The 22,490-nt window shown below is 57.3% G+C and carries 19 protein-coding genes and 1 tRNA gene; 7 read left to right on the top strand and 13 right to left on the bottom strand.

All coding sequences use genetic code 11. The features are described from left to right. Positions 1-4 precede the first annotated feature (4 nt). Genes cheD through HWX89_RS11090 form a run of 8 tightly spaced genes read right to left on the bottom strand, consistent with a single transcriptional unit; the run spans position 5 to position 7,381 of the window. A complete protein-coding gene (cheD, locus tag HWX89_RS11125; protein WP_138794538.1) occupies positions 5-550 on the bottom strand; it encodes a chemoreceptor glutamine deamidase CheD in 546 nt (181 codons plus the stop codon). After that, positions 547-936, bottom strand: a complete 390-nt coding sequence (cheY2, locus tag HWX89_RS11120) for a chemotaxis response regulator CheY2 (protein ID WP_138794537.1) — start codon at positions 934-936, stop codon at positions 547-549. Before cheY2 ends, cheD begins: the two co-directional genes overlap by 4 nt. Beyond that, positions 936-1,991 carry a protein-glutamate O-methylesterase CheB gene (gene cheB, locus HWX89_RS11115; protein ID WP_138794536.1) on the bottom strand — a complete coding sequence of 352 codons (1,056 nt, stop codon included), beginning with the start codon at positions 1,989-1,991 and terminating at the stop codon, positions 936-938. Before cheB ends, cheY2 begins: the two co-directional genes overlap by 1 nt. After that, positions 1,988-2,896, bottom strand: a complete 909-nt coding sequence (cheR, locus tag HWX89_RS11110; protein ID WP_138794535.1) for a protein-glutamate O-methyltransferase CheR — start codon at positions 2,894-2,896, stop codon at positions 1,988-1,990. Before cheR ends, cheB begins: the two co-directional genes overlap by 4 nt. Before the next feature lie 13 nt (positions 2,897-2,909). Beyond that, positions 2,910-5,159: a chemotaxis protein CheA gene (locus HWX89_RS11105; protein ID WP_138794534.1), complete on the bottom strand. Its 2,250-nt coding sequence runs from the start codon at positions 5,157-5,159 to the stop codon at positions 2,910-2,912. Between the two features lie 16 nt (positions 5,160-5,175). Beyond that, on the bottom strand, positions 5,176-5,541 hold the full coding sequence (gene cheY1, locus HWX89_RS11100) for a chemotaxis response regulator CheY1 (RefSeq protein ID WP_004439870.1): 366 nt from the start codon (positions 5,539-5,541) through the stop codon (positions 5,176-5,178). Next, entirely contained in the window at positions 5,538-5,837 is a 300-nt protein-coding gene (locus HWX89_RS11095; RefSeq protein ID WP_138794533.1) for an STAS domain-containing protein, read from the bottom strand. The genes cheY1 and HWX89_RS11095 overlap by 4 nt, the downstream gene beginning before the upstream one ends. Continuing rightward, the gene (locus HWX89_RS11090; RefSeq protein WP_178340706.1) at positions 5,837-7,381 is read right to left on the bottom strand and encodes a globin-coupled sensor protein; all 1,545 of its coding nucleotides are present in this window, start codon (positions 7,379-7,381) and stop codon (positions 5,837-5,839) included. The genes HWX89_RS11095 and HWX89_RS11090 overlap by 1 nt, the downstream gene beginning before the upstream one ends. Before the next feature lie 565 nt (positions 7,382-7,946). On the opposite strand from HWX89_RS11090, the gene HWX89_RS11085 reads away from it, so the two are divergent. The 7 genes from HWX89_RS11085 to mnhG all read left to right on the top strand — a co-directional run bounded on the left by HWX89_RS11085 (position 7,947) and on the right by mnhG (position 14,430). After that, the gene (locus HWX89_RS11085; RefSeq protein WP_138794944.1) at positions 7,947-8,324 is read left to right on the top strand and encodes a hypothetical protein; all 378 of its coding nucleotides are present in this window, start codon (positions 7,947-7,949) and stop codon (positions 8,322-8,324) included. 105 nt (positions 8,325-8,429) lie between these two features. Beyond that, positions 8,430-11,348, top strand: coding sequence for a monovalent cation/H+ antiporter subunit A (locus HWX89_RS11080; protein ID WP_138794531.1), 2,919 nt, complete (start codon positions 8,430-8,432; stop codon positions 11,346-11,348). Beyond that, positions 11,348-11,683 carry a Na+/H+ antiporter subunit C gene (locus HWX89_RS11075; protein ID WP_138794530.1) on the top strand — a complete coding sequence of 112 codons (336 nt, stop codon included), beginning with the start codon at positions 11,348-11,350 and terminating at the stop codon, positions 11,681-11,683. Before HWX89_RS11080 ends, HWX89_RS11075 begins: the two co-directional genes overlap by 1 nt. Beyond that, the gene (locus HWX89_RS11070) at positions 11,680-13,326 is read left to right on the top strand and encodes a monovalent cation/H+ antiporter subunit D (RefSeq protein ID WP_138794529.1); all 1,647 of its coding nucleotides are present in this window, start codon (positions 11,680-11,682) and stop codon (positions 13,324-13,326) included. The genes HWX89_RS11075 and HWX89_RS11070 overlap by 4 nt, the downstream gene beginning before the upstream one ends. Then, positions 13,323-13,811: a Na+/H+ antiporter subunit E gene (locus HWX89_RS11065; protein WP_178340705.1), complete on the top strand. Its 489-nt coding sequence runs from the start codon at positions 13,323-13,325 to the stop codon at positions 13,809-13,811. The genes HWX89_RS11070 and HWX89_RS11065 overlap by 4 nt, the downstream gene beginning before the upstream one ends. Next, positions 13,808-14,089: a K+/H+ antiporter subunit F gene (locus HWX89_RS11060; protein ID WP_080791409.1), complete on the top strand. Its 282-nt coding sequence runs from the start codon at positions 13,808-13,810 to the stop codon at positions 14,087-14,089. Before HWX89_RS11065 ends, HWX89_RS11060 begins: the two co-directional genes overlap by 4 nt. Beyond that, on the top strand, positions 14,086-14,430 hold the full coding sequence (mnhG, locus tag HWX89_RS11055; protein WP_138794528.1) for a monovalent cation/H(+) antiporter subunit G: 345 nt from the start codon (positions 14,086-14,088) through the stop codon (positions 14,428-14,430). The genes HWX89_RS11060 and mnhG overlap by 4 nt, the downstream gene beginning before the upstream one ends. Before the next feature lie 13 nt (positions 14,431-14,443). Here mnhG and HWX89_RS11050 read toward each other — a convergent pair whose 3' ends face one another. From HWX89_RS11050 to HWX89_RS11030, 5 genes are all read right to left on the bottom strand, one after another. Then, entirely contained in the window at positions 14,444-16,507 is a 2,064-nt protein-coding gene (locus HWX89_RS11050; protein ID WP_210271346.1) for a putative bifunctional diguanylate cyclase/phosphodiesterase, read from the bottom strand. A 136-nt stretch (positions 16,508-16,643) separates the two neighbouring features. Continuing rightward, a tRNA-Phe gene (locus HWX89_RS11045) sits at positions 16,644-16,719 on the bottom strand. A 359-nt stretch (positions 16,720-17,078) separates the two neighbouring features. After that, positions 17,079-19,292, bottom strand: a complete 2,214-nt coding sequence (locus tag HWX89_RS11040) for an FAD-dependent oxidoreductase (protein WP_138794527.1) — start codon at positions 19,290-19,292, stop codon at positions 17,079-17,081. A 16-nt stretch (positions 19,293-19,308) separates the two neighbouring features. Beyond that, a complete protein-coding gene (locus HWX89_RS11035; protein WP_138794526.1) occupies positions 19,309-20,517 on the bottom strand; it encodes an acetyl-CoA C-acetyltransferase in 1,209 nt (402 codons plus the stop codon). Between the two features lie 37 nt (positions 20,518-20,554). After that, a complete protein-coding gene (locus HWX89_RS11030; RefSeq protein ID WP_138794525.1) occupies positions 20,555-22,351 on the bottom strand; it encodes an acyl-CoA dehydrogenase C-terminal domain-containing protein in 1,797 nt (598 codons plus the stop codon). Positions 22,352-22,490 lie beyond the last annotated feature (139 nt).

The following is a 22,490-nucleotide window of genomic DNA, read 5'->3' as shown; positions in this document are numbered from 1 at the left end:
CGCACTAAAAGAACTCAATGTCATTCGCGACCGGCTTGGGCGCAGGAGCCGGACGTGTCTCAAGGGCAACCGTCTTCTGAGCTTCCGCGCCGGTCAGCGGATGTTGTCTTGCCCGTCCGGAAACAGGCCAGAATTCGATTTTCCGCCCATGCTCCCCGCCCGTCGAGGAGCTGATGACGCGGATGCCTTCGTCTTTCAGGAACTGCATGGCAAAGGCAGCGTTCTGCTCTCCGACATTGGAGAAGCTGGCGATCGTTTTCGCCCCACCGAAGACCTTGGCTTCCAGCCGGTCACGGCGCGCACCTTTTTTGAGAAGCCCGTTGATGAGCAGCTCCATGAGATGCACGCCATAGCGCGTCGCATCTCCACCCGTCGTGCCCCCGGTTCCCGGCAGGAGGAAATGGTTCATTCCTCCGACACCGGCAACGGGATCTCTCAAACAGGCAGCCACGCACGAACCGAGCAACGTCGTCAGGACCACATCGGGATCGCTGATGACCTTATACTCACCCTGTATAATATGAACGCGCTTGGCCGCAGTTTCGATCATTTCAGCGATCCAAAAACAGCCTCGATGGCAGCCTTCATTTTTTCAATCGTAAAGGGCTTGGCCAGAACGTTGTTGGCACCAAGCTGGGCTGCCTTCTGAACCAGAGCCCTGTCGCCCTGCGCGGTCAGAATGATGAAGGCGGCTTTCTTGGTGTTCGGGTTGGTACGAACAGCGTGCAGGAAACCCAGACCATCCATCTTCGGCATGTTGAAATCGGAAATGACGAGGTGATGGGGCTGCTGCTCCATGATCTTCATTCCCTGCTCGCCGTCGCCAGCGGCGGTGATCTGCTTGAAGCCGAGCTGTGTCAGGGCATCGCTCAGCAGCAGCCGGCTGGTCACCTGATCATCAACGATCAGAACTTTAATTTTTTCTGCGAGAGACATTATTCAGAACCTTCTTTACGGGCGGTGGTTAGTTTCAGGATTTCTTCGCCGATGGAGCCCAACGGCAATTGTTGTTCGACGGCACCCAGTTCGTGGGCCACTCTGGGCATGCCGTAAACGACACAGGTTTTTTCATTCTGGCCGACCGTTCGCGCGCCAGCGTGGCGCATCTTCAAGAGACCGGCCGCGCCATCGCGCCCCATGCCGGTGAGAATGACGCCGACGGCATTGCGCCCGGCGAGCTCAGCCACGGAATCAAAGAGAACATCCACAGATGGACGGTGGCCGTTGACAGGGTCGCGCTCGACAAGTCTGCAGCAGGGCGCAGAACGATTGGCGATCTGAAGATGGCGCTCGCCACCCGGTGCGAGATAGATCTTGCCTGTCTGCAGACGCGCACCGTCCGTCGCCTCTTCGACGACGGGCGCACAGATGCGGTTGAGCCTTTCAGCAAAACTTCTCGTAAACGTCGGCGGCATGTGCTGCGTGATGACGGTCGGCGGGCAGTTGACGGGGAACTTCTGAAGCACGGTGATCAACGCCTCGACGCCACCCGTGGACGAACCGATCGCCACAACCTTGCGACCTGCCCGATATTCGGCTGCCGCGACCTGTTGCGGTGTCGCGGGCGTTTCAGGTCTCGCCGCACGGAAACCCGACCTTTGCGACCGGGCCGCAGCCTTCACCTTATCAGCCAGATCGCCGAACGGACGCGCATCGCCGGGCGCCGGCTTTCCAACGCAATCAAAGGCGCCGATTTCAAGAGCCGCCAGCGAGGCATCGGCACCGCGATGCGTCAATGACGAGACCATGATGACCGGCATCGGACGCAGGCGCATGATTTTTTCGAGAAACTCGAGACCGTTCATCTCCGGCATCTCGATATCGAGTGTGACAACGTCGGGATTGAGTTGCTTGATCGCGGCGCGCGCTTCCATGGCGTTGCCCGCCTGCCCCACGACCTCGACCTCCGGGTCAGCCTTGAGGACAGCCGAAATCAGTCCACGCATCGTGGGAGAGTCATCAACGACGAGTACCCGTGCTGGCACGCTCATGCGTTTCTCCCCGACTTGTGGCCGATGAGGCGATAGGTGGTGATGCCGGTATTATCGAAGAGGTTCTTCGGATCGCCCGAGACACGTTCGGAGTGACCGATATAAAGATGACCGCCCTCCGGCAGCAATCCTGCAAAACGGGACCAGATGCGGACCTGGGTCGGTTCGTCGAAATAGATCACGACGTTGCGGCAGAAGATGACGTCGAAGTTGCCCTTGAACGGCCATTGCGTCATCAGGTTCAGTTCGTTGAAGGTGATGAGGCGTTTCACCTTATCGTCGATGCGGAACTTCCGGCGTCCGCCCGCATCCACTTCCGTGAACCACTGCTTGCGCATGACGGGTGAAACGGTTTCCAGCGCGTTCTCGTCGTAGATACCGGCGCGGGCCTGCGCCAATATCTTCGGATCAATATCGGTTGCGAGGATCTTGAAGTCGTAATCGGCCGCATTCGGAAACATGGCGAGCACGGTCAACGCAATCGAATAGGGCTCCTGGCCGTCAGAGCAGGCGGCAGACCATATTCTGACGCGCCCCCCCGCCTTAGCCCGTGCCACCAACCCAGGAAGAACGTGGTCACGCAGGTGCTCGAAATGATGGTTTTCCCGGAAGAACCGCGTGAAGTTGGTCGTGAGATGCGACAGCATCTCGCGCCGTGCGGGTGCACCTTCCGGTGACGACACCAATGCACAATATTCACGGAAACCCGACAGTCCGAGATTGCGAATGTGCTTCGACAGTCGCGAATAGACCAGCGACGCCTTGGTGTCGTTCAGGTAAATGCCCGCATCCGCGTAGATCATCGCAGCAATTTCGGACAGATCGCGCCGGGTCAGCGGGTATTCACCGCTGGCGAGAACTTCGTCTGGAGATTGACGCTGATCGCTGAAACTAAGTGCTGCCATTGACTATCCGCTTTCAACCCGTCGCTGCGAGCGACATTTCCTGCTTGAGCGGCTGCCCGCGCGAAGCGCTGACAATCGCGTCGACATCCAGAATGAGTGCTACGCGGCCATCTCCAAGAATGGTGGCAGCCGCAATACCCGGAACGTGGGTGTAGTTTGCTTCCAGCGACTTGATGACAACCTGACGCTGCCCCTGGATCGCATCGACCATCAGGGCGCGCTGACCGCCGCCTTCGGATTCCACCAGAAGGGCTACGCCTTCTACCGGGTTTGCCTGAACCGGGCGGAAATTCAGAATACGTCCGACATCCACCAGCGGGCAGAAGGAGTTGCGGATCGAGATCAGCCGCTGGTTGGAACCAAAGGAGTGAATATTCTTCGCCTCCGGCTGCAAGGTCTCGACGATTGCCGTCAACGGGACCACAAGTGTCTGGCCGGCGACCGTCACCACCATGCCGTCAAGGACGGCGAGTGTCAGTGGCAGGCTCATCGTAAAGGTCGATCCCTGACCGGGACGGGACGAAATGCTGATACGACCGCCGAGTGCCTGAATGGAGCGCTTGACCACGTCCATGCCGACGCCGCGACCAGAAATGTCGGAAATCTTGTCGGCTGTGGAGAAGCCCGGAGCAAAAATCAGGTTATCGATTTCTTCGTCGGTCAGATTGGCATCTGCCGCAATCAGATCATTGTCGATGGCTTTCTGCCGCACGCGTTCGCGGTTGATACCGGCGCCATCGTCCTGAAGTTCGATAAGAATGCGGCCCGAACGGTGTTTGGCCGAAAGCTTGATCGTGCCTTCCGGGTTCTTGCCCGCAGCTTCGCGTTTTTCCGGCGTCTCGACGCCGTGGTCGACGGCGTTGCGGATCATGTGCGTCAGCGGTTCTGCCAGCTTGTCGATCACCGTCTTGTCGACTTCGGTGTTTTCACCTTCCGTGACCAGACGGATCTGCTTACCGATCATGTCGGCCACTTCGCGAACGATACGCGACATGCGTTGGAATACCGGCTTCACCGGCTGAGCGCGGATCGCCATAACGCTGTCCTGAATCTCACGCGTCAACTGCTGGAGCTCTTCCAGCCCCATGTTGACGGCAGAGGTTCCGCTGGCATCGTTTTCGATGACGCTCTGCGAAAGCATGGCCTGATTGATGACCAGCTCGCCCACGAGGTTGATCAGGCGATCGACGCGGTCGAGATCGACGCGGATCGTCTGGCCGGCGCTCGCATTGGCTGCGGCATTGTTGGCCTGAGCGGCTGCGGCAGCCGGAGCTGCGGCTTCGCGCTTTTCGATTGCAGCATTGACGCTTTTCGTGACCTGTGTTGCGGCAACGGCCGTTTCGACAGCAACAACGGCGTCAGACGCCTCTTCGAAAACAGGCTGCACGGCAGGTTCGTCATCTCCACCAAGAATGGAAAGGTCGAACGGAACGGGAATCATTGGAAGTTCTTCGTCTTCCACAGTCTGCGAAGCAATCGGTGTGATTTCCAGATCGCAATCCCACTCGGCAAATTCGAAGACGCTGCGAATGCCTTCTTCGCCCTTGTCGGTCTTGATCGAAACGGTCCAGGAGAAATAGGCAGCTTCAGGGTCGAGCTTGTCGAGGGACGGCAGGTCCGACTGATCGCAATTGATGCTCATCTCGCCGATACGCGACAGATCACGCAGCAGCAACGCTGCCTCGTTACCCTTGGAATACAGTGATGAGCGCGGCTTGAAGCTGACCTGGAAAGCCGGTGTCTCCATCATCGGCTCGTCGTCGGAAAACTCTGTAAAGGAGAACGGGATCGGCTGAAAGCCACTGTCATCCGTCGGTACAGGCGCGGCAAACACAGGGGCTTTTGCAGCAACCGCAGCCGGTGCGGAAGCGTGAACCGCTTCTCCGTTCGCCAGCGCTTCCAGCTCTTTCACCAGTCCGCGTGTGCGGCTTTCATCAACACTGCCGCCATCTCTGGCAGCGTTTGTCAGGTCTGCGAGCACGTCTGCCGACTTGAGCATGACCTTGAGAACATCCTGCGTGGGCTCCAGCTTGTTGGAGCGAACGCAATCAAGCGTCGTTTCAAAGACGTGCGCGAAGGCGACGAGATCGTCTAGGCCAAAAGCGCCTGCTCCGCCCTTGATGGAATGAACGGCTCGGAAAACGGCATTGACGGTTTCCGGGTCCCGGTCACCATCGTTCAATTTAAGAAGCCCCGATTCCAATTCAGCGAGCTGCTCCTCGCATTCCTGGAAAAAGATTTCCTTGATTTCGTTCATATCCATCGTGAAATGTCCCGTATCAGGCGGTTACGCGTTCAATGGCATCGATCAGTTTGGCAGGATCGAACGGCTTGACGATCCAGCCGGTAGCACCTGCCTGACGGGCACGGTTTTTCTTCTCAGCATCGCTTTCGGTCGTCAGAACGAGGATGGGTATCGCGCGATACTTTTCGTTACGACGCACGCCTTCGATGAAACCGAAGCCATCGAGACGCGGCATGTTGATGTCGGTGACAATCACGTCCGGGTTGCTCTGTTCGAGCACTTCAAGACCTTCGACGCCGTCTTCCGCCTGGATCGTTTCGAAACCGGCATTGTTCAACGTCACCAGGAGCATGTTCCGGATGGTTCGGGAATCGTCGACTGTAAGGACTTTTTTCTTCACTGTTGCATCTCCTTGGGGAGCAAATGATCGATGTTGACGCCTATCAATTTCATGGTCTTGTCGAATGCATCGGATACTTTCGCAAAACCGAATGCCTTGCCGTCCTCTTCCCAAGACTTTGCACCGGCCATCAGAACCTGAGCACACAGAGCGCCGACACGTTCCACCTCGGACGCATCCACCGACAACGGTGCTCCTCTCATCGTCATCAGCTTGGCATGCAGCGCCGACGCTTCGTTGAGATCCAGAACCGGTGACAGTTTCAGCGTCGCCTCGGCTGCTTTTCTGGCTGCCATCACATCACTCCTTGGCGTCTGAATTGTTGATAGTCATTTCCGCGAGGCGTCTGCTCGCTTTCACGGGTCGTATAGGAAAAACCCTGATGTTCCGTTTCCATGCGCGCGCTTTCCTCATCCCGGCGCGCAACACGAAACTCTCGGACCGTGCGGCCAAGTTCGAGGATAACTGTGTGAAGGCTGGCGGCCTCTGTGGAGACGTCTGCGATCTCTCCGGCAATCCGTCCGGCTTGCCGTTCCATATCCCCAAGGTCGACGGCAACAGAGCGCAGGCCGGCCGCATGCGCCGAGGTGCGGCGAGAGACCTCTACAACGGCTTCGTTAATGCCCGAGACCTGCTTTACGACGTCCCCGATTGCCTGTTGGGTGCGATCAACCAGCCGCACACCGCCTTCGACCTGAGCCTTCGTTGTGCCGACAAGACTCTTGATCTCACGTGCGGCATCGGCCGAACGCTGCGCGAGTGCACGGACTTCCTGCGCCACGACCGCAAAGCCACGTCCGCTTTCACCCGCACGTGCAGCTTCAATTCCCGCGTTCAGCGCCAGCAGGTTGGTCTGAAAGGCAATCTCATCGATCGTGCCGATGATCTTTCCGATCTGTTCGGCAGACTGCTCGATATCCGACATGGCGTTAATCGCTTCACCGACCGCCTTGCCGCTTTCCATCGCCGCATCGCGGGCGCGACAAACAGCCGTCTCGACCTTGGATATCAGGGCCGCATTTTCCACGACATCGTCGATCATGCCATCGAGCGTACGCGTGGCACCCGAAAACGCCTCTACCTGCTGCTGCGCCTGTTGCGAGATCGAATTGCCCTTATCGGCAAAAGCGGCGCTCAAACCTCCAGCCTGGCTGATCCGGTGCGTCAGTTGAACCAGGCATGTGCCGATCCTGTCCAACGCGGTGTCGAAAGTAATGGCAATATCCCGGTATGCTTCAGGGACTTCATGACCGATACGTGCCTTCAGATCACCAGCGGCAAAAGCGGTCAAAGCCTTGCCCAGCAGCGCTGCTGCTTCCGACCTGTCATTCTGGCGCTGTTCTGCCAGTTCGCGGCCGTGGCGAACACGCAATTCGTTGAAGCGTAGGGATACGGCAATTTCGGTATCGACCATGACAAGGCGAACGACGTTCTTAACGGCGTCGGCAAGTTCAAGGCTCTTTTTCTTGGCGCCAGGCCAAATCGACCGCGGTGCGTGCTCGGTGACCAGGCCGCCAAGCATATGCTCCAGAACAACCGCATGGCTTGCGATCTGCCACCGTGGGTCCAGTCCCATACGGCTGGCATTGTCTGACAGAACTTTTACACGTTCAGCATAAAGCGCATCGAACCGCGCGTCTGTCAGGACGCTCCAGTGCGACGTCTGCAAATCGTGCAGGCGGTCGAGCTGGCTTTCGCTTTCGAATGATGGCGAACAGTCTGGCATGGACTGGAAACGGTTCATCACATCGCGAAGACCGGCCTTCAGATAAGGCTCCAGCATGCTGCGGTAATTGCGCAGGAAATCCGTCTGCGGCTGTTCGAGGCCGGCAAAACGCAATCGCCCCGCCAGGCTTCCGCCTGGGGCTCTACGCGTTTGATCCGATGGCAAATCCTGCCCCACCGACATCCCCAAAAACATGACAACCGGCGTCCACCGGTCAATGGCCCGGTTCAGAACGCCAGCACCCAGAGGGGATTATTGAACGAACATGCACATCGTTTGCGATGCGGCATCGACGCTTGCCAGACCTTCTTGAACCAAGAAACGAAGCATACCGGATCGGTCCCGGTACGGCAGTGCGGCGTCATGCCTGGAAGGAGATGAGAATCCCATTCCGCCGTGGAAATACCATCAATCTTTATGGTTAATTCCTTGCTTGAAAGTTAAGAAAACTCAGGCGCGGCGTCAAACGGTAAAATTTGCGAAATCTTTTAACTGGTGCGTTCGCTTCGACACCCGAAATAGACTTTCGATGCGCGAAATGCCGCATCGGCACGGTTTTTCCACCCGATGCGCTGGACAAGCGCGCTGGCCTTCCCCTAAAACAAATCAACGAGATATTCGCTGCGCGGTGATGATTTAACGAGAGTTATGCAAAAAGGGAGGTGCGAACTTGCAATGGATGGAAAAATGCCGTTGTTCCGCGCGCCATCCGCAAGTTCTGATCGGCATTGTCGTTGCGAGCCTGCTTATCATGGTCGGCTTTCAGACGCCGTCGAGCATCAAGGCCGTTTCCAAGACAAACCGGCTTGAGCGGTTACAGACAGCCGACCTGTCGCGAAACCCTTTGTCTCCCTACCGCCAGGACTGCACAGACGGCCTGGGCAATGATTGCAAGACCAGCCCTGTAAACAGCCCGATCAGCGTAGAGCCACATTTCGCAAACGATTTTTCGTTTGACGAGGTGGGACCTGCCATCGTCGCTGTTGCAGTCACGCTACACGTCTCTCGAGATTTCTCCGGTGCCGCGCCAAGAGCGCCACCACGCACTATCTGGTAGTTCATCTGGCGGTCCTCACCACCGGTTCCTGTTGGAGCCCTGCGGATTGGAGTCGTCGGAAAATCACCGCCCGCTTCAAACCCTGAAAGAAAACCGCCACCGCATATGACCGTCGCAACTATTTTACCGTTTCTCGTCGCTTTGCCGTTCATCGGCGCCATCGTAACGGCATTCATGCCGCGCGACGGCGCGGCCGCCATTCCTGCCTCTGTCGCAGGCGCCGTCTCACTCTTTGGGCTCGTCAGCAGCCTCTATCTGTATAGCCAGGTCAGCGACGGCGGCGTATTGCGGTATCATGTGGAATGGTTGCCGCAACTCGGGTTGAACTTCACCCTGCGAATGGATGGATTCGCCTGGATTTTTGCAATCCTTATTACCGGCATCGGGCTGCTCGTCGTCCTTTACGCCCGCTATTACATGTCGGCAGAAGACCCCATTCCGCGCTTTTTCGCCTTCCTGCTTGCCTTCATGGGATCGATGCTGGGTGTGGTGGTCTCCGGCAATGTCATTCTGCTGTCGATCTTCTGGGAGATGACGAGTGTTTTCTCTTTCCTGCTGATCGGTTATTGGCACCAGAACGCCGCAGCGCGCGACGGTGCGCGCATGGCGTTGACGGTGACGGGCATTGGCGGCTTCAGCCTGCTTGCCGGTCTGTTGATCCTTGGCCATATGGCCGGAAGTTACGATCTTGACCAGATCATCGCCGCCGGGCCGGATATTCGGGCGCATTCGCTTTACCTCCCAGCGCTCATCCTCATTCTGGGCGGTGCACTGACAAAGAGCGCACAGTTTCCGTTCCACTTCTGGCTGCCCAATGCGATGGCGGCGCCGACACCTGTTTCAGCCTATCTCCATTCCGCGACGATGGTGAAGGCTGGTGTGTTCCTGCTGGTGCGGTTCTGGCCGGTTCTCGCCGGCACACAGGAGTGGTTCTGGCTGGTGGGGGCTGCCGGTATCATCACCCTTCTGCTTGGCGCCTATTTCGCGATGTTCCAGCAGGATCTCAAAGGTCTGCTCGCCTATTCGACCATCAGTCATCTTGGCCTGATTACCACCCTGCTCAGTCTCGGCAGCCCGCTGGCGGCTGTCGCAGCGATTTTCCATATGGTGAACCACGCGACCTTCAAGGCATCGCTGTTCATGGCGGCAGGCATCATCGACCACGAAACCGGGACACGCGATATGCGCCGGTTGAGCGGGCTTTATACCTACATGCCTGCTACCGCCACGCTCGCCATGGCCGCGAGTGCCGCAATGGCCGGGGTACCGCTGTTCAACGGCTTCCTGTCAAAAGAAATGTTCTTTGCCGAAGCGGTCGAAACCCATGCGGATTCGTTGCTGGATCGGGCATTGCCCTATGTTGCGACGCTTTCGGGTGCTTTTGCGGTCGCCTACTCGCTGCGCTTCATCCACACCGTCTTCTTCGGGCCGAAGCCCGTCGACCTGCCCAATCCGCATCCCCACGAACCGCCGCGCTGGATGCGTTTTCCCATCGAGTTTCTCGTCTTCGCCTGCCTTGTGGTCGGCATTGTCCCGAGTTTGTCGATCGGGCCTTTCCTGCATTCGGCGGTGCTGTCGGTTCTTGGACCGCAGACACCAACCTATAGCCTTTCCATCTGGCACGGGTTCAACCTGCCTCTCATCATGAGCATCGTGGCCTTGGCCGGCGGTGTGGCGATCTATGCGGCCCTCGGTGGCTATTTCTCCAGATGCGAGGATGGCCCGCCGATCTTCAGGCACTTGCGGGGACAGCGCATTTTCGAGCGCATCCTCGTCACCGTGTCCTGGAAGTGGGCGCGGTGGCTTGAGAATACGCTTGGCACACGCCGCCTTCAGCCGCAGCTCAGGCTGCTTATCCTGGTGGCATTGCTGGCTGGTTTCTCACCCCTCTTCCTCTCGGAATTCTCGCTGACGCTACCGCGCGTTACCTCCTTCGATCCGATCTTCGCGATCCTGTGGCTTATCGGCATGATCGCCGCGCTCGGAGCGGCCTGGCAGGCGAAATATCACCGCCTTGCTGCCCTCGTCATGCTCGGTGTCTCCGGCCTCGTCACCTGCCTGACCTTTGTGTGGCTGTCCGCACCGGATCTCGCCATTACGCAGTTGCTTGTCGAAATCGTCACGACCGTTCTCATCCTGCTCGGCCTGCGTTGGCTGCCGAAGCGTATGGAAAAGGTCGACAACAACAATGAGCTTCCCGCTCAGCTTCGCCGCGCCCGAGACTTCCTGGTGGCTGCAGCAAGCGGTATCGGCATGTCTGTCATCGCTTATGCGGTGATGACGCTTCCGGTGCCCAACGCCATCGCGACCTATTTCCTTGAGCGTGCCTATTCGGAAGGTGGCGGCACCAATGTCGTCAACGTCATTCTGGTCGATTTCCGCGGCTTCGATACATTCGGTGAAATCGCCGTTCTGGCCATCGTTGCGTTGACGGTCTTTGCGCTTCTGAGACGTTTCCGTCCGGCACACGAAAGTATCGGCTTGCCCGAACAGCAGCAGTTGCAGAACGCCTTCGATTCGGAACGTCCAGAGCGCAGCAAGGGCGATACGGTCCGTGACTATCTCTACGTGCCGTCGATCGTCATGCAGTGGATGTTCCCCGTCATCATCACCTTCTCGATCTTCCTGTTCATGCGTGGCCACGATCAGCCAGGTGGGGGATTTGCCGCCGGCATCACCATGGCGATCGCCTTCCTGCTGCAATATCTGGCGGGTGGTGCACGCTGGGCGGAAGACCGTATCCGCATTCTTCCGCTACGCTGGATGGGCTTTGGACTCTTGATGGCAGCGGCGACGGGGATTGGATCGTGGTACTTCGGTTATCCGTTCCTGACGTCCTATTTCCAGTATACGGAAATACCCTATATCGGCAAAATGCCGACAGCCTCGGCCTTGTTGTTCGATCTCGGCGTATTTTCTCTCGTCGTCGGATCGACTGTTCTTATTCTCATAGCAATCGCCCACCAATCGTTGCGCAACTACCGCGTTCGCACGCCTGAAGCGACACGAGCGGAGGACGCGTAATGGAGCTTATTCTTGCAATCGGCATCGGCATCATGACCGGCTCAGGCGTGTGGCTGGTGCTTCGCCCAAGAACCTATCAGGTCATCGTTGGTCTCTCCCTGCTGTCTTATGCAGTCAACCTTTTCATCTTTGGCGTTGGCGGCATCAAGACCAATGCCCCTCCAGTGCTCAATACCGGTGCCGACATCTCGACCCTGGCAGACCCTGTTCCGCAAGCACTTGTCCTGACGGCGATCGTCATCGGTTTTGCAACGACCGCGCTGTTCCTGGTCGTGCTGCTTGCCGCGCGTGGTTTGACCGGAACGGACCATGTTGACGGGAGGGAAAGCAAGTGAGCTCATTCCCCTTCCACATCGTCATCGCTCCCATTCTGGTGCCATTGATTACCGCAGCGCTTCTGCTGTTCTTCGATGAGCGCCAGCGCGCCATAAAGGCGGGCATCAGCCTGGCTTCGACCTTTATCCTGTTGATTGTTGCGGCGCTGCTGTTCATCGATGTGAACTCAACGGTGAACACCGAAATTGCGGCTGTCATCTCGACCGGTGTCTATCTTCTGGGCAACTGGCCAGCCCCCTTCGGCATCGTGCTCGTTGCCGACCGGCTATCCGGTCTCATGGTACTGCTGACATCGCTGCTGGCCATTCCATCGCTGATTTATGCGCTGGCGAAATGGCACAAGTCGGGTGCGCACTTCCATTCGCTGTTTCATATGATGTTGATGGGCGTCAACGGAGCTTTCCTGACCGGCGACCTTTTCAATCTCTTCGTCTTCTTCGAAGTGATGCTGGCGGCATCTTACGGACTTCTGCTGCACGGTTCCGGACAGCAGCGCGTGAAGGCCGGCCTGCACTACATCGCGATCAATCTTGTTGCAGCGCTGTTCTTCCTGATCGGCGTGAGCCTGATCTACGGTGTAACAGGAACTCTGAACATGGGCGACCTCGCCCATCGTATCGAAGGACTCAATACCGACCAGAGAATGTTGCTTGAAACGGGTGCGGCGATCCTGGGTGTCGCGTTCCTCGTCAAAGCTGGCATGTGGCCACTCAATTTCTGGCTTCCATCCGCCTATGGCGCGGCATCCGCGCCCGTGGGCGGACTGTTTGCGATCATGAGCAAGGTCGGCATCTACGTTATTGCTCGCCTGTCTTTCCTTCTCTTCGGCCAGACGGCTGGAGAATCAGCCGGGTTCGGCCATGACGCCCTCCTTGTCGGTGGTATTGCGACCATCATCTTCGGAACGATCGGCGTGCTCGCCTCGCAGGCACTTGGCCGACTGGCGGGTTTCTCGGTTCTTGTGTCTTCCGGTACACTGCTTGCTGCCATGGGCACCGGAAATCCGATGGTGGCCGCGGGTGCGCTCTATTATCTGGTCAGTTCAACGCTGACGATCAGCGCCTTCTTCATGCTGATCGAACTGGTCGAGCGCGGCCAGGACGCAGGCGCCAACGTTCTTGCCGTGACGATGGAAGCCTACGGCGATCTCGACGAAGAGGAAGAAGAAGAGGAAGTCGGTACAACCATGCCCGGCACCATGGCAGTACTCGGCACATGTTTTGCCGCCTGTGGCATCCTGCTGGCTGGCCTGCCGCCGCTTTCCGGTTTCATCGCCAAGTTTTCGATGCTCTCGGCCATTCTCAACCCATCCGGGTTGGGCGCCAATGACAGCATTTCGACACTGTCGTGGTGGCTCGTCTTCCTGATCGTCTTCTCCGGCTTTGCATCTCTGATTTCCATGACGCGTGCCGGCATCCGTACCTTCTGGGCCTCGATCGAGGGCACTGTGCCGCGCGTTCTTGTGATCGAAATCGCGCCGGTGATGATCCTGCTCTTCCTCACGCTTGCCATGACTGTGCAGGCGGGCTCGATCATGCGCTACATGCAGGAGACGGCACGCATTCTCGATCTGCCCGGCAGTTACATCCAGGGTGTGATCTCTGCCCCGCGTGCCGGTAGCGATCCGGAGGCGCAGCCATGATAAGTCGTATCCTGCCCTACCCACTGCTGACCGTTTCGCTGGTCATCTTCTGGATGACAATCAACAGCTTTTCGCCCGGTCATCTGCTGCTCGGCACGGGGGTTGCCCTGATTGCCTCGCGGTCGATGGCATCATTGCGGCCGGCAAAACCCCGCATTCGCAACTGGCATCTTCTCGTCAAGCTGATCGTGATCGTGCTCTATGACATCATCAGGTCGAATATCTCGGTGATGACGATCATTCTTTTCAAACGGGAAAAGAATCGCAAATCAGGCTTCCTGACAGTGCCACTCGAAATCCGTGATCCGATGGGTCTGGCGGTACTGGCTACAATCCTGACCTCCACGCCGGGAAGCGCATGGCTCGAATTCAATTCCAGCCAGGGAACACTTCTCATTCACGTTCTGGATGACGTTGACGAAACCGCCTGGATCAGCCTCATCAAGACCCGCTATGAAAAACTACTGATGGAGATATTCGAATGAGTTCGATTATCCTTTTCTGGTCCTTTTCACTCGCACAGTTGATGCTTGCCATCGCCATGGCGATCTCGGTCTACCGGATCGCCATCGGACCACGCGCGCAAGATCGCGTACTCGGAGTAGACACGCTTTATGTGAACGCGATGTTGCTCTTGCTGACCTTCGGCCTTCGCACCGGCAACGACATCTATTTCGAAGCATCGCTGCTGATCGCGATCCTCGGCTTCGTCTCGACTGTTGCACTCTCAAAGTTCCTGATGCGTGGCGAGGTGATCGAATGAGCAACGCTGCTGAGTTTCCGCTCTGGGGCGCCCTTCTGGTGGCGTTCTTCGTTCTGCTTGGCGCATCTCTGACATTGATCGGGACGATCGGCCTGGCCAGGCTGAACAGCTTTTACGAAAGGCTGCACGCGCCGACGCTTGGCACGAGCTGGGGCACGGGCGGCATCGTCATGGCCTCGATGATCTATTTTTCGATCTCCGGCGACCGCCTGGTTTTCCATGAAATTTTCATCGGGATTTTCATGACCGTGACAACGCCGGTTTCCCTGATGCTTCTCGGCCGTTCCGCGCTCTATCGTGATCGCTCCGAGCAAAACACCGAAAACCGCGAGCATCTCTGATATCATCAGGTGCTCAGGTTTCCGGCGCAGCGCCATTCCGTTTACCGACGTGGTGGCGCTTCGCCCAGTTTACAGCCTGTTCGAACGACATGGGTTTGGCGAAATAATACCCCTGCAATAACGAGCAGCCAAGCTCGCGAAGCGCTTCCACGTCCTCTTCGCGCTCTACCCCTTCAGCGACGACATCAAAGCCAAAGGCTCTCGATACACCCAGAACCGCGCCTACCAGCGAGCGGTCCTTTTCCGAGCCTGCGACACCAGCAATAAAGGACTTGTCGATCTTGACGCGGTGAACATGAAACTGCTGCAGCAAACCGAGTGACGAATAACCCGATCCGAAATCGTCGATGGCGAGGCTGACACCGGCGGCTTTCAGTCGGGCAAGTTTCTCCTGAACCGCACGCGGATTGACAGCAACCTCCTCGGTCATCTCAAGCTCAAGCATGGATGCAGGCGCACCCTTTTCCTTAAGCTTCCTCATTACCAGTTCATCGATGGCAATCTGTGCCATTTCGCGTGGCGACACATTCATCGCCACCCTAACATCCGTCATGCCCAGTGCCTTGAGGACACGGATCATGTTGATAACTTCACGCAGGACAAACCGGGTCAGGGTCTCGGAAAGTCCCGATGTCGCCGCAGTGCCGACGATCTCCATAGGGTCAATCCAACCATGTTCAGGATGGTTCCACCGCAGAAGTGCTTCCAGCGTATCTAGCTTCCTGCCGCCGTCCCGCATGATCGGCTGGAACCAGATTTCCGGTTCTTCTTTCGCAAGCGCAGTGGCCAGATCCCGCTCGATGTCCCGCCTTATCAATGCCTGTCGGCGCAGTTCCTCATCAAACATGCGGAAGCGGTTTCGCCCCTCCTTCTTCGCCGAATAGAGCGCTGTATCGGCATAGATCAGCATCTCGTCGATATCCTGCGTCCGACCTTGATAAATGCCAATACTCACACCGACGCGGCCAGCATCGAGCTGCGAAAAGGGAATGGAGATGGCAGCGATCAATCGTGTCGCCAGAATTTCCGGCTCTTCTTCAACGCTCCTGTCATCGTGGAGGATCGCAAATTCATCTCCGCCCAATCTGGCGACAAGAATGTCATCCGGGACCGTAGCGCGTAATCGTCTTGCGACTTCGATCAGAACACGGTCTCCCGCCTTGTGTCCGAAGGCGTCATTGACCGATTTGAAGCCGTCCAGATCGAGCAGCATCAAACACGCACGCTCTTTGCCCGGAACGAAAAGCTCAAGCGCTTCCGAAAATCCTCTGCGGTTCAGAAGACCGGTCAGCTGGTCGTGGACAGCCCTCTGCTGCATGAGGCTGGCAAAACTGATCGCATTGGCATTGGCGACTTCCAGCGAACGAGACAGAAGCGTCGCCTCGTGCTTCAGACGACTGTCACTTCTGACAAGCCGCTGGCCGACGATAGCCCCGCGAATTAGCGCGGCGAGATAGAGCAACATCGTCGCGGCAAGCAAGTTCCTCTCCAGCCCGCCCGCCCAGATAAAGCAGCCAACAGCCGACAGGATCGGAGGTGTGATGAAGGAGATCGCGATAGGGGCGAAGGAATAACCGTAGGTCACCGCACCAGCCGTGATACCGCAGCCGAGGATCAAATAAAACAAGCTTTCCGTGGTGGTGTATCCGTCAGACAGAATGGGGATGGAGGCCCAAACGATGCCCGACGCCAGCGCGAAAACAGCATGCATTACCAGGTGTTGATTGACGCTCAGTTGCGGCAGGCGCGCACGACCGGCGTTATCGGTGTTGATCGGATAACGACAAAACCCGAAGCGGAACACATTGACGAGAGAAGAGACAAAAAACCAGCCCAAACCGGTTGTCGTCCGGCCGGAGTTGATTGCAATGACAACGGCAGCGATGCCGAGAACGATGTTGACCGGTATCGAAATCGAAACCGTTTTACGCACGGCATACAACTGATCAAGACGGATTGCGTCTTCCAGATTATGCGATTCGACGTGCGACACGAACACCTCGCGGTTTTGAATGAGTGATTGCTGGCGAAACCCTGTCCCATTGCCAGGCAGACACCCTCTGGACAGTTCAGACATGTTTCAGTTCTGAAGCGGAATAAGAATCAATAAAGTACAGACAAGTTTTCTTGCTTCTTATCCGCACCGGTTGAAATTACAACCGATAGCTTTATGTCACCAGAAAATAAGGAAGATACGCTTAATGCGATAATAATGGTGCCCGGAGGCGGATTTGAACCACCGACACGCGGATTTTCAATCCGCTGCTCTACCAACTGAGCTATCCGGGCACTTTAGGCTCTTGAAGAACCTTCGCTTTCGCGACTTGAAGCAGCTCGCTGCCCCGAAAGTGAGCGGGGTTATAACATCTTGTTCGAACATGGCAAGCACCCCTTCGAACTTTTTTGACAGTTTTTTTATTCAGCCTGTGGATGACCATAATATCCGCCCCGGAGAGCCTGCTCACGGCTGAAAAAAGCTGTCTTTCTTTGGGAAATCGCTTCCGCGAAATCCCCGAACATAAATCAAACCAGCCACTTGCAATGAACAACGCGCCCAAGGCTCTCAGACTTTGTTCATCGCGCGTTTGTGCAGCATCCTGAAAAAGAAACAGGCCCCGAGGGGCCTGTGTGTTTTATCAGCAATCTTATTACGCTGCCTTGGCGGCATCGGCGTAGGGGTCAAACCGGCCGTAGAAGGTCTCGCCTTTCGCCGCCATGTCCTTCAGGAGAGGCGTTGGCTGGAAGCGCGGGCCATAGATGACCGCCAGCTTCTCAGCAAGAACCACGAACGTCTTCACGCCCATTCCGTCGATGTAGGACAAAGCGCCACCGGTATAGGGTGCGAAACCGAAACCGAGGATCGAGCCAACATCGGCTTCACGCGGATCGGTGACGATGCCTTCTTCGACCGTTCTCGCCGCTTCAAGCGCAACCGTGACCAGGAAACGCTGTTTCAGCACGTCCATGTCCACGTCTTCCGGCTTCTTTTGCGGGTAAAGCGTCTTCAGGTCCGGCCAGAGAGATTTCTTCGCAGGCTTCGGCGGATAGTCGTAGAAGCCCTTGGCATTCTTGCGCCCAAAACGCCCTTCGTCTTCCACCAGCTTCCTGACCAGCTCCATATGACGCGGATCGACAGCCTTTTCACCCAGATCGGCAACGGTGGCCTTGAGGATCTTGTAGGAGAGGTCGATGGCCACCTCGTCGTTCAACGCCAGCGGACCGACCGGCATGCCCGCGAACTTCGCGGCGTTCTCGATCATTGCGGCAGGAACGCCTTCGATCAGCATGTCATAGCTTTCGGCCATGTAACGCAGAACGCAGCGATTGACAAAGAAGCCACGCGTATCGTTGACCACGATCGGTGTCTTTTTGATTTTCGAAACGTAGTCCAGCGCGACAGCCAGAGCCTTGTCGCCAGTCTCCTTGCCAAGGATAACCTCCGTAAGCATCATCTTCTCAACGGGCGAGAAGAAGTGGATACCGATAAAATCAAGCGGACGCCTGGAATTCTTTGCAAGACCGGTGATCGGCAGGGTTGACGTATTGGAGGCAAAGATTGCCCCTTCCGGCAGTACTGCTTCCACCTGCTCGATCACCGCCTTTTTCACATCGCGGTCTTCGAACACAGCTTCGATCACCAGGTTTGCGGTTTTCAGCGCGGCGTAATCAGAGGTCGGCGTGATGCGAGCGAGGATGGCAGCACCCTCCTCCTGTGTCATGCGGCCCTTTCCGATGCTGTCCTTGACCAGTCCCTCGCAAGTCACCTTGCCCTTGGCCGCCGCTTCGTCGTCACGGTCAATCAATGTGACATCGAGACCGGCAACGGCTGTGACATAAGCAATCGATGCTCCCATGAAACCCGCGCCAACAACACCAACGTGTTTCAAGTCGCTCTTCGGCTGGCCTGCCGGGCGACGCGCGCCCTTACCAAGCTCCTGCATGGAGATGAACAGCGAGCGGATCATCGCAAAGGCTTCGTTGGAACGAAGAATTTCCGTGAAATAACGTTGCTCGACCTTCAGTGCCGTATCGAACGGCAATTGCAGGCCTTCATAGACGCATTTGAGGATGGCAAGCGCTGCCGGATAATTGCCGGCGCTTTCACGCCGCAGGATGGCTGGGGCTGCCGGCCAAAGCTGCGCTGCTGCCGGTGTCCAGATGCCGCCGCCGGGGGCTTTGAAACCCTTTTCGTCCCACGGAGCAACAGGCTTCAGACCGTCCTTGATCAACTGCTTGGCGGCAACGATCAACTGATCCGGTTCCACGACCTGATGCACGAGGTTCATGGCCTTGGCTCGCTGCGCGGTCAAGGACTGGCCTGTCGTCATCATCTGCAGGGCGGATTGTGCATCTGTCAGACGGGGAACACGCTGGGTGCCACCAGCACCGGGGAAGATGCCAACCTTGACTTCCGGCAGGGCAATCTTGACGCTTTTGGCGTTCGAAGCCACACGGCCATGGCAGGCCAGCGACAGTTCAAATGCGCCGCCCATGCAGGTGCCATTGATGGCAGAAACCCAGGGTTTGCCGTTTGTCTCGATCTTGCGGAACAGTCCGTTCATCTTGCCGACGAGATCAAAAAGCTTCTGCGCTGCCTGATCCGGGTTCTTGGCCTTTTCCTCATGGTAGAAGGAGAACATTGACTTGATCATCGAAAGGTCAGCGCCACCGGAGAAGGTGCTCTTACCGGAGGTGAAGACAACGGCCTTTACGGTAGTGTCCGCGACCGTTGCGTCAACGATTGCATTCAACTCTTCCATGACCTGCGCCGTAAAGACGTTCATGGATTTTTCCGGCATGTCCCAGGTAACAAGGGCAATGCCGTCTGCGTCGGTTTCGACGGTGAAATTGGTATAGCTCATCGGTTTCCTCCCGAAATCAAACGCGCTCAATGACGGTTGCCGTGCCCATGCCTGCACCGATGCAGAGCGTGACCAGCGCCGTGTTGAGATCACGGCGTTCCAGTTCATCCAGCACCGTGCCCAGGATCATCGCACCCGTGGCACCCAGCGGGTGACCCATTGCGATTGCACCACCGTTGACGTTCATCTTGTCGTGGCTGATATCGAAGGCCTGCATGTAGCGCAGCACGACAGCCGCAAAGGCCTCATTAAGTTCGAACAGGTCGATATCCGATAGCGACATGCCGGTCTTCTTCAGCAGCTTTTCCGTCACGTCCACAGGACCTGTTAACATCAAAGCAGGATCGGAGCCGATATTTGCGAACGCCTTGATCCGTGCTCGCGGCTTCAGGCTCATGGATTCACCACCGGCCTTCGAACCGACCAGCACTGCCGCTGCGCCATCGACGATGCCGGAAGAATTACCAGCGTGGTGGACGTAGTTGATCCGCTCGACTTCCGGATGCGCCATGATGCCCACAGCTTCGAAGCCACCCATTTCACCCGGCATCTGGAAGGATGCATTGAGCGAAGCAAGCGCCTGCATATCCGTGCCCGGGCGCATATGCTCATCCCGGTCGAGAATGACGATGCCGTTCTGGTCTTTCACAGGAACGACGGAATTTTTGAAGTAGCCGTTTTCCCAGGCGTGGGCGGCGCGCTTCTGGCTTTCCACCGCATAGGCGTCCACGTCATCACGGTTGAAACCGTATTTGGTGGCGATGAGATCAGCGGAAACGCCCTGCGGCATGAAGAAGGCCGGGAAGTTGACCGACGGGTCCATGTACCAGGCGCCACCAGACATGCCCATGCCAACGCGCGACATGCTTTCGACGCCGCCAGCAATGACGATATCGTCGGAACCGGCCGCAACCTTTCCAGCAGCAAAGTTGATGGCGTCCAGACCCGACGCGCAGAAGCGCGAGATCTGCATGCCGGGTGCCCTGGTCGAATAGCCAGCCTCGAAAGCTGCGGCTTTCGGAATGACGGCGCCGGCATCCATGACTGGATCAACACAGCCCATGATGATGTCATCGACGGTGGTCGTGTCCAGTCCATTACGGTCGCGGATGGCTTCGAGCGTCTTGGCGGCAAGGCGAACGGACGGCACTTCGTGCAGGCTACCATCCTTCTTGCCGCGTCCGCGCGGTGTGCGGACGTGATCGTAAATATAAACCTCGGTCATTTCTCAATCTCCCTGCGGCGCACAGGCGCCAGCTTTATCAGAATGCTTCGGCAGCCAGTTCCATCGTCGTATCGGCACCGGTTTCAATGCGGGCCTTGCGCAGTACCGTTTCCGGCAGGATACGCTCCATGAAGAACTTCGCTGTGACAAGCTTGTTCTTGAGATATTGCTCGTCCGATGCGGCACCGGACGCGAGCGCAGCCTGCGCAGCCTTTGCCATGCGGGCGTGCATATAGCCCAGAACCACAAGGCCAAAGAGGTGCATGTAGTCGGTCGAACCGGCCCCGGCATTGTCCGGCTTGGCCATGGCGTTCTGCATGAACCACATGGTTGCAGCCTGAAGGTCGTTCAAGCCTTTCTTGAGACCCTTGGTGTAAAGCACCAGGTTTTCATCCGCACGGTTCTCCTCGCAGAAATCGCCGATCTCCTTGAAGAGCGCCATGACGGCACGGCCACCGTTGAGACCGAGCTTGCGGCCAACCAGATCGAGCGCCTGAATGCCGTTGGCACCTTCGTAGATCATGGTGATACGCGCATCGCGAACATATTGGCTCATGCCATGTTCTTCGATGTATCCGTGGCCACCAAAGACCTGCTGTGCTGCAACTGCGTGATCGAAGCCCTTGTCGGTCAACACACCCTTCAGGATCGGCGTGACCAGACCGAGCAAATCGTCCGCCGTCTGCCGCTCCTTGTCGTCCGGTGAGCGATGGGCGATATCCGACTGCAACGCCGTCCAAAGAAGGAAAGCGCGACCTGCCTCGTTAAAGGCCCGGATCGTCATCAACGTACGGCGCACATCCGGATGAACGATGATCGGATCGGCCTTCTTGTCCGGGTTTTTCGCACCGGTGAGCGAACGGCCCTGGATGCGGTCGCGGGCATATTCGGCAGCGTTCTGATAGGCGATTTCACCGATCGAAAGCCCTTGCAGGCCAACGCCAAGGCGAGCCTCGTTCATCATCACGAACATGGCCGAAAGGCCCTTGTTCTCCGCGCCGATCAGATACCCGGTCGCGTCATCATAGTTCATGACGCAGGTGGAATTGCCGTGAATACCCATCTTGTGCTCAATCGCACCACAGACAACACCGTTGCGGGTACCAAGCGAACCGTCGCCGTTGACAAGGAACTTCGGCACGATGAACAGCGAAATACCCTTGGTGCCTTCCGGAGCGCCCTCGATGCGGGCGAGAACCAGGTGAACGATATTGTCCGTCATCGGATGCTCGCCAGCCGAGATGAAGATCTTCTGACCGGAAATCTTGTAGGAACCGTCGCCCTGCGGAACGGCTTTCGTCCGCAACAGACCAAGATCGGTGCCACAATGCGGCTCCGTCAGGTTCATCGTGCCGGACCATGTGCCTTCAACCATCTTCGGCAGATAGGTCTTCTTCTGCTCATCGGTGCCATGAACGAGAATGGCAGCAATCGCGCCCTGCGTGAGGCCCGGATACATCATCAGTGAGAGGTTTGCAGACGACATGTATTCGCCGATCGCCGCATGCAGCGTATAGGGAAGCCCCTGACCGCCAAATTCCGCCGGGACGGCAAGACCTGTCCAGCCACCTTCGCAATAGGCGTCATAGGCCTGCTTGAAGCCATCGGGAACGGAAACGGACCCATCGTCTGCACGCTTGCAACCCTGCTGGTCGCCGGAAAGATTGAGAGGGAAAAGCTGTTCCTCTGCAAGCTTGGCAGCCTCGCCGGTAATTGCCTCGATCATGTCAGGCGTCGCATCCTCAAAGCCCGGCAGATTGTTGTATCGCTCCAGGCCGAGCACGTCGTTCAGGATAAAAAGCGTGTCTTTGACAGGGGCCTTGTAAACAGGCATTACCGATGTTCCTCCGCATCGTGAAAGCCGGAGACAATCCGGCGCAATGCACGCACATTATTTGACGTGCGCGTAAACGTCAAATAATTTTGGTTGCTTTATTCGAGCTCGAAAATTCTACCTCAGGTATGCGCTTGGC

The sequence above is a fragment of the Rhizobium sp. RM genome (assembly GCF_013390595.1).
In the GTDB taxonomy this organism is placed as follows: domain Bacteria; phylum Pseudomonadota; class Alphaproteobacteria; order Rhizobiales; family Rhizobiaceae; genus Agrobacterium.
The sequence above is the reverse complement of the archived record's forward strand: the minus strand, read 5'-3'. Positions and strand labels throughout refer to the sequence as shown.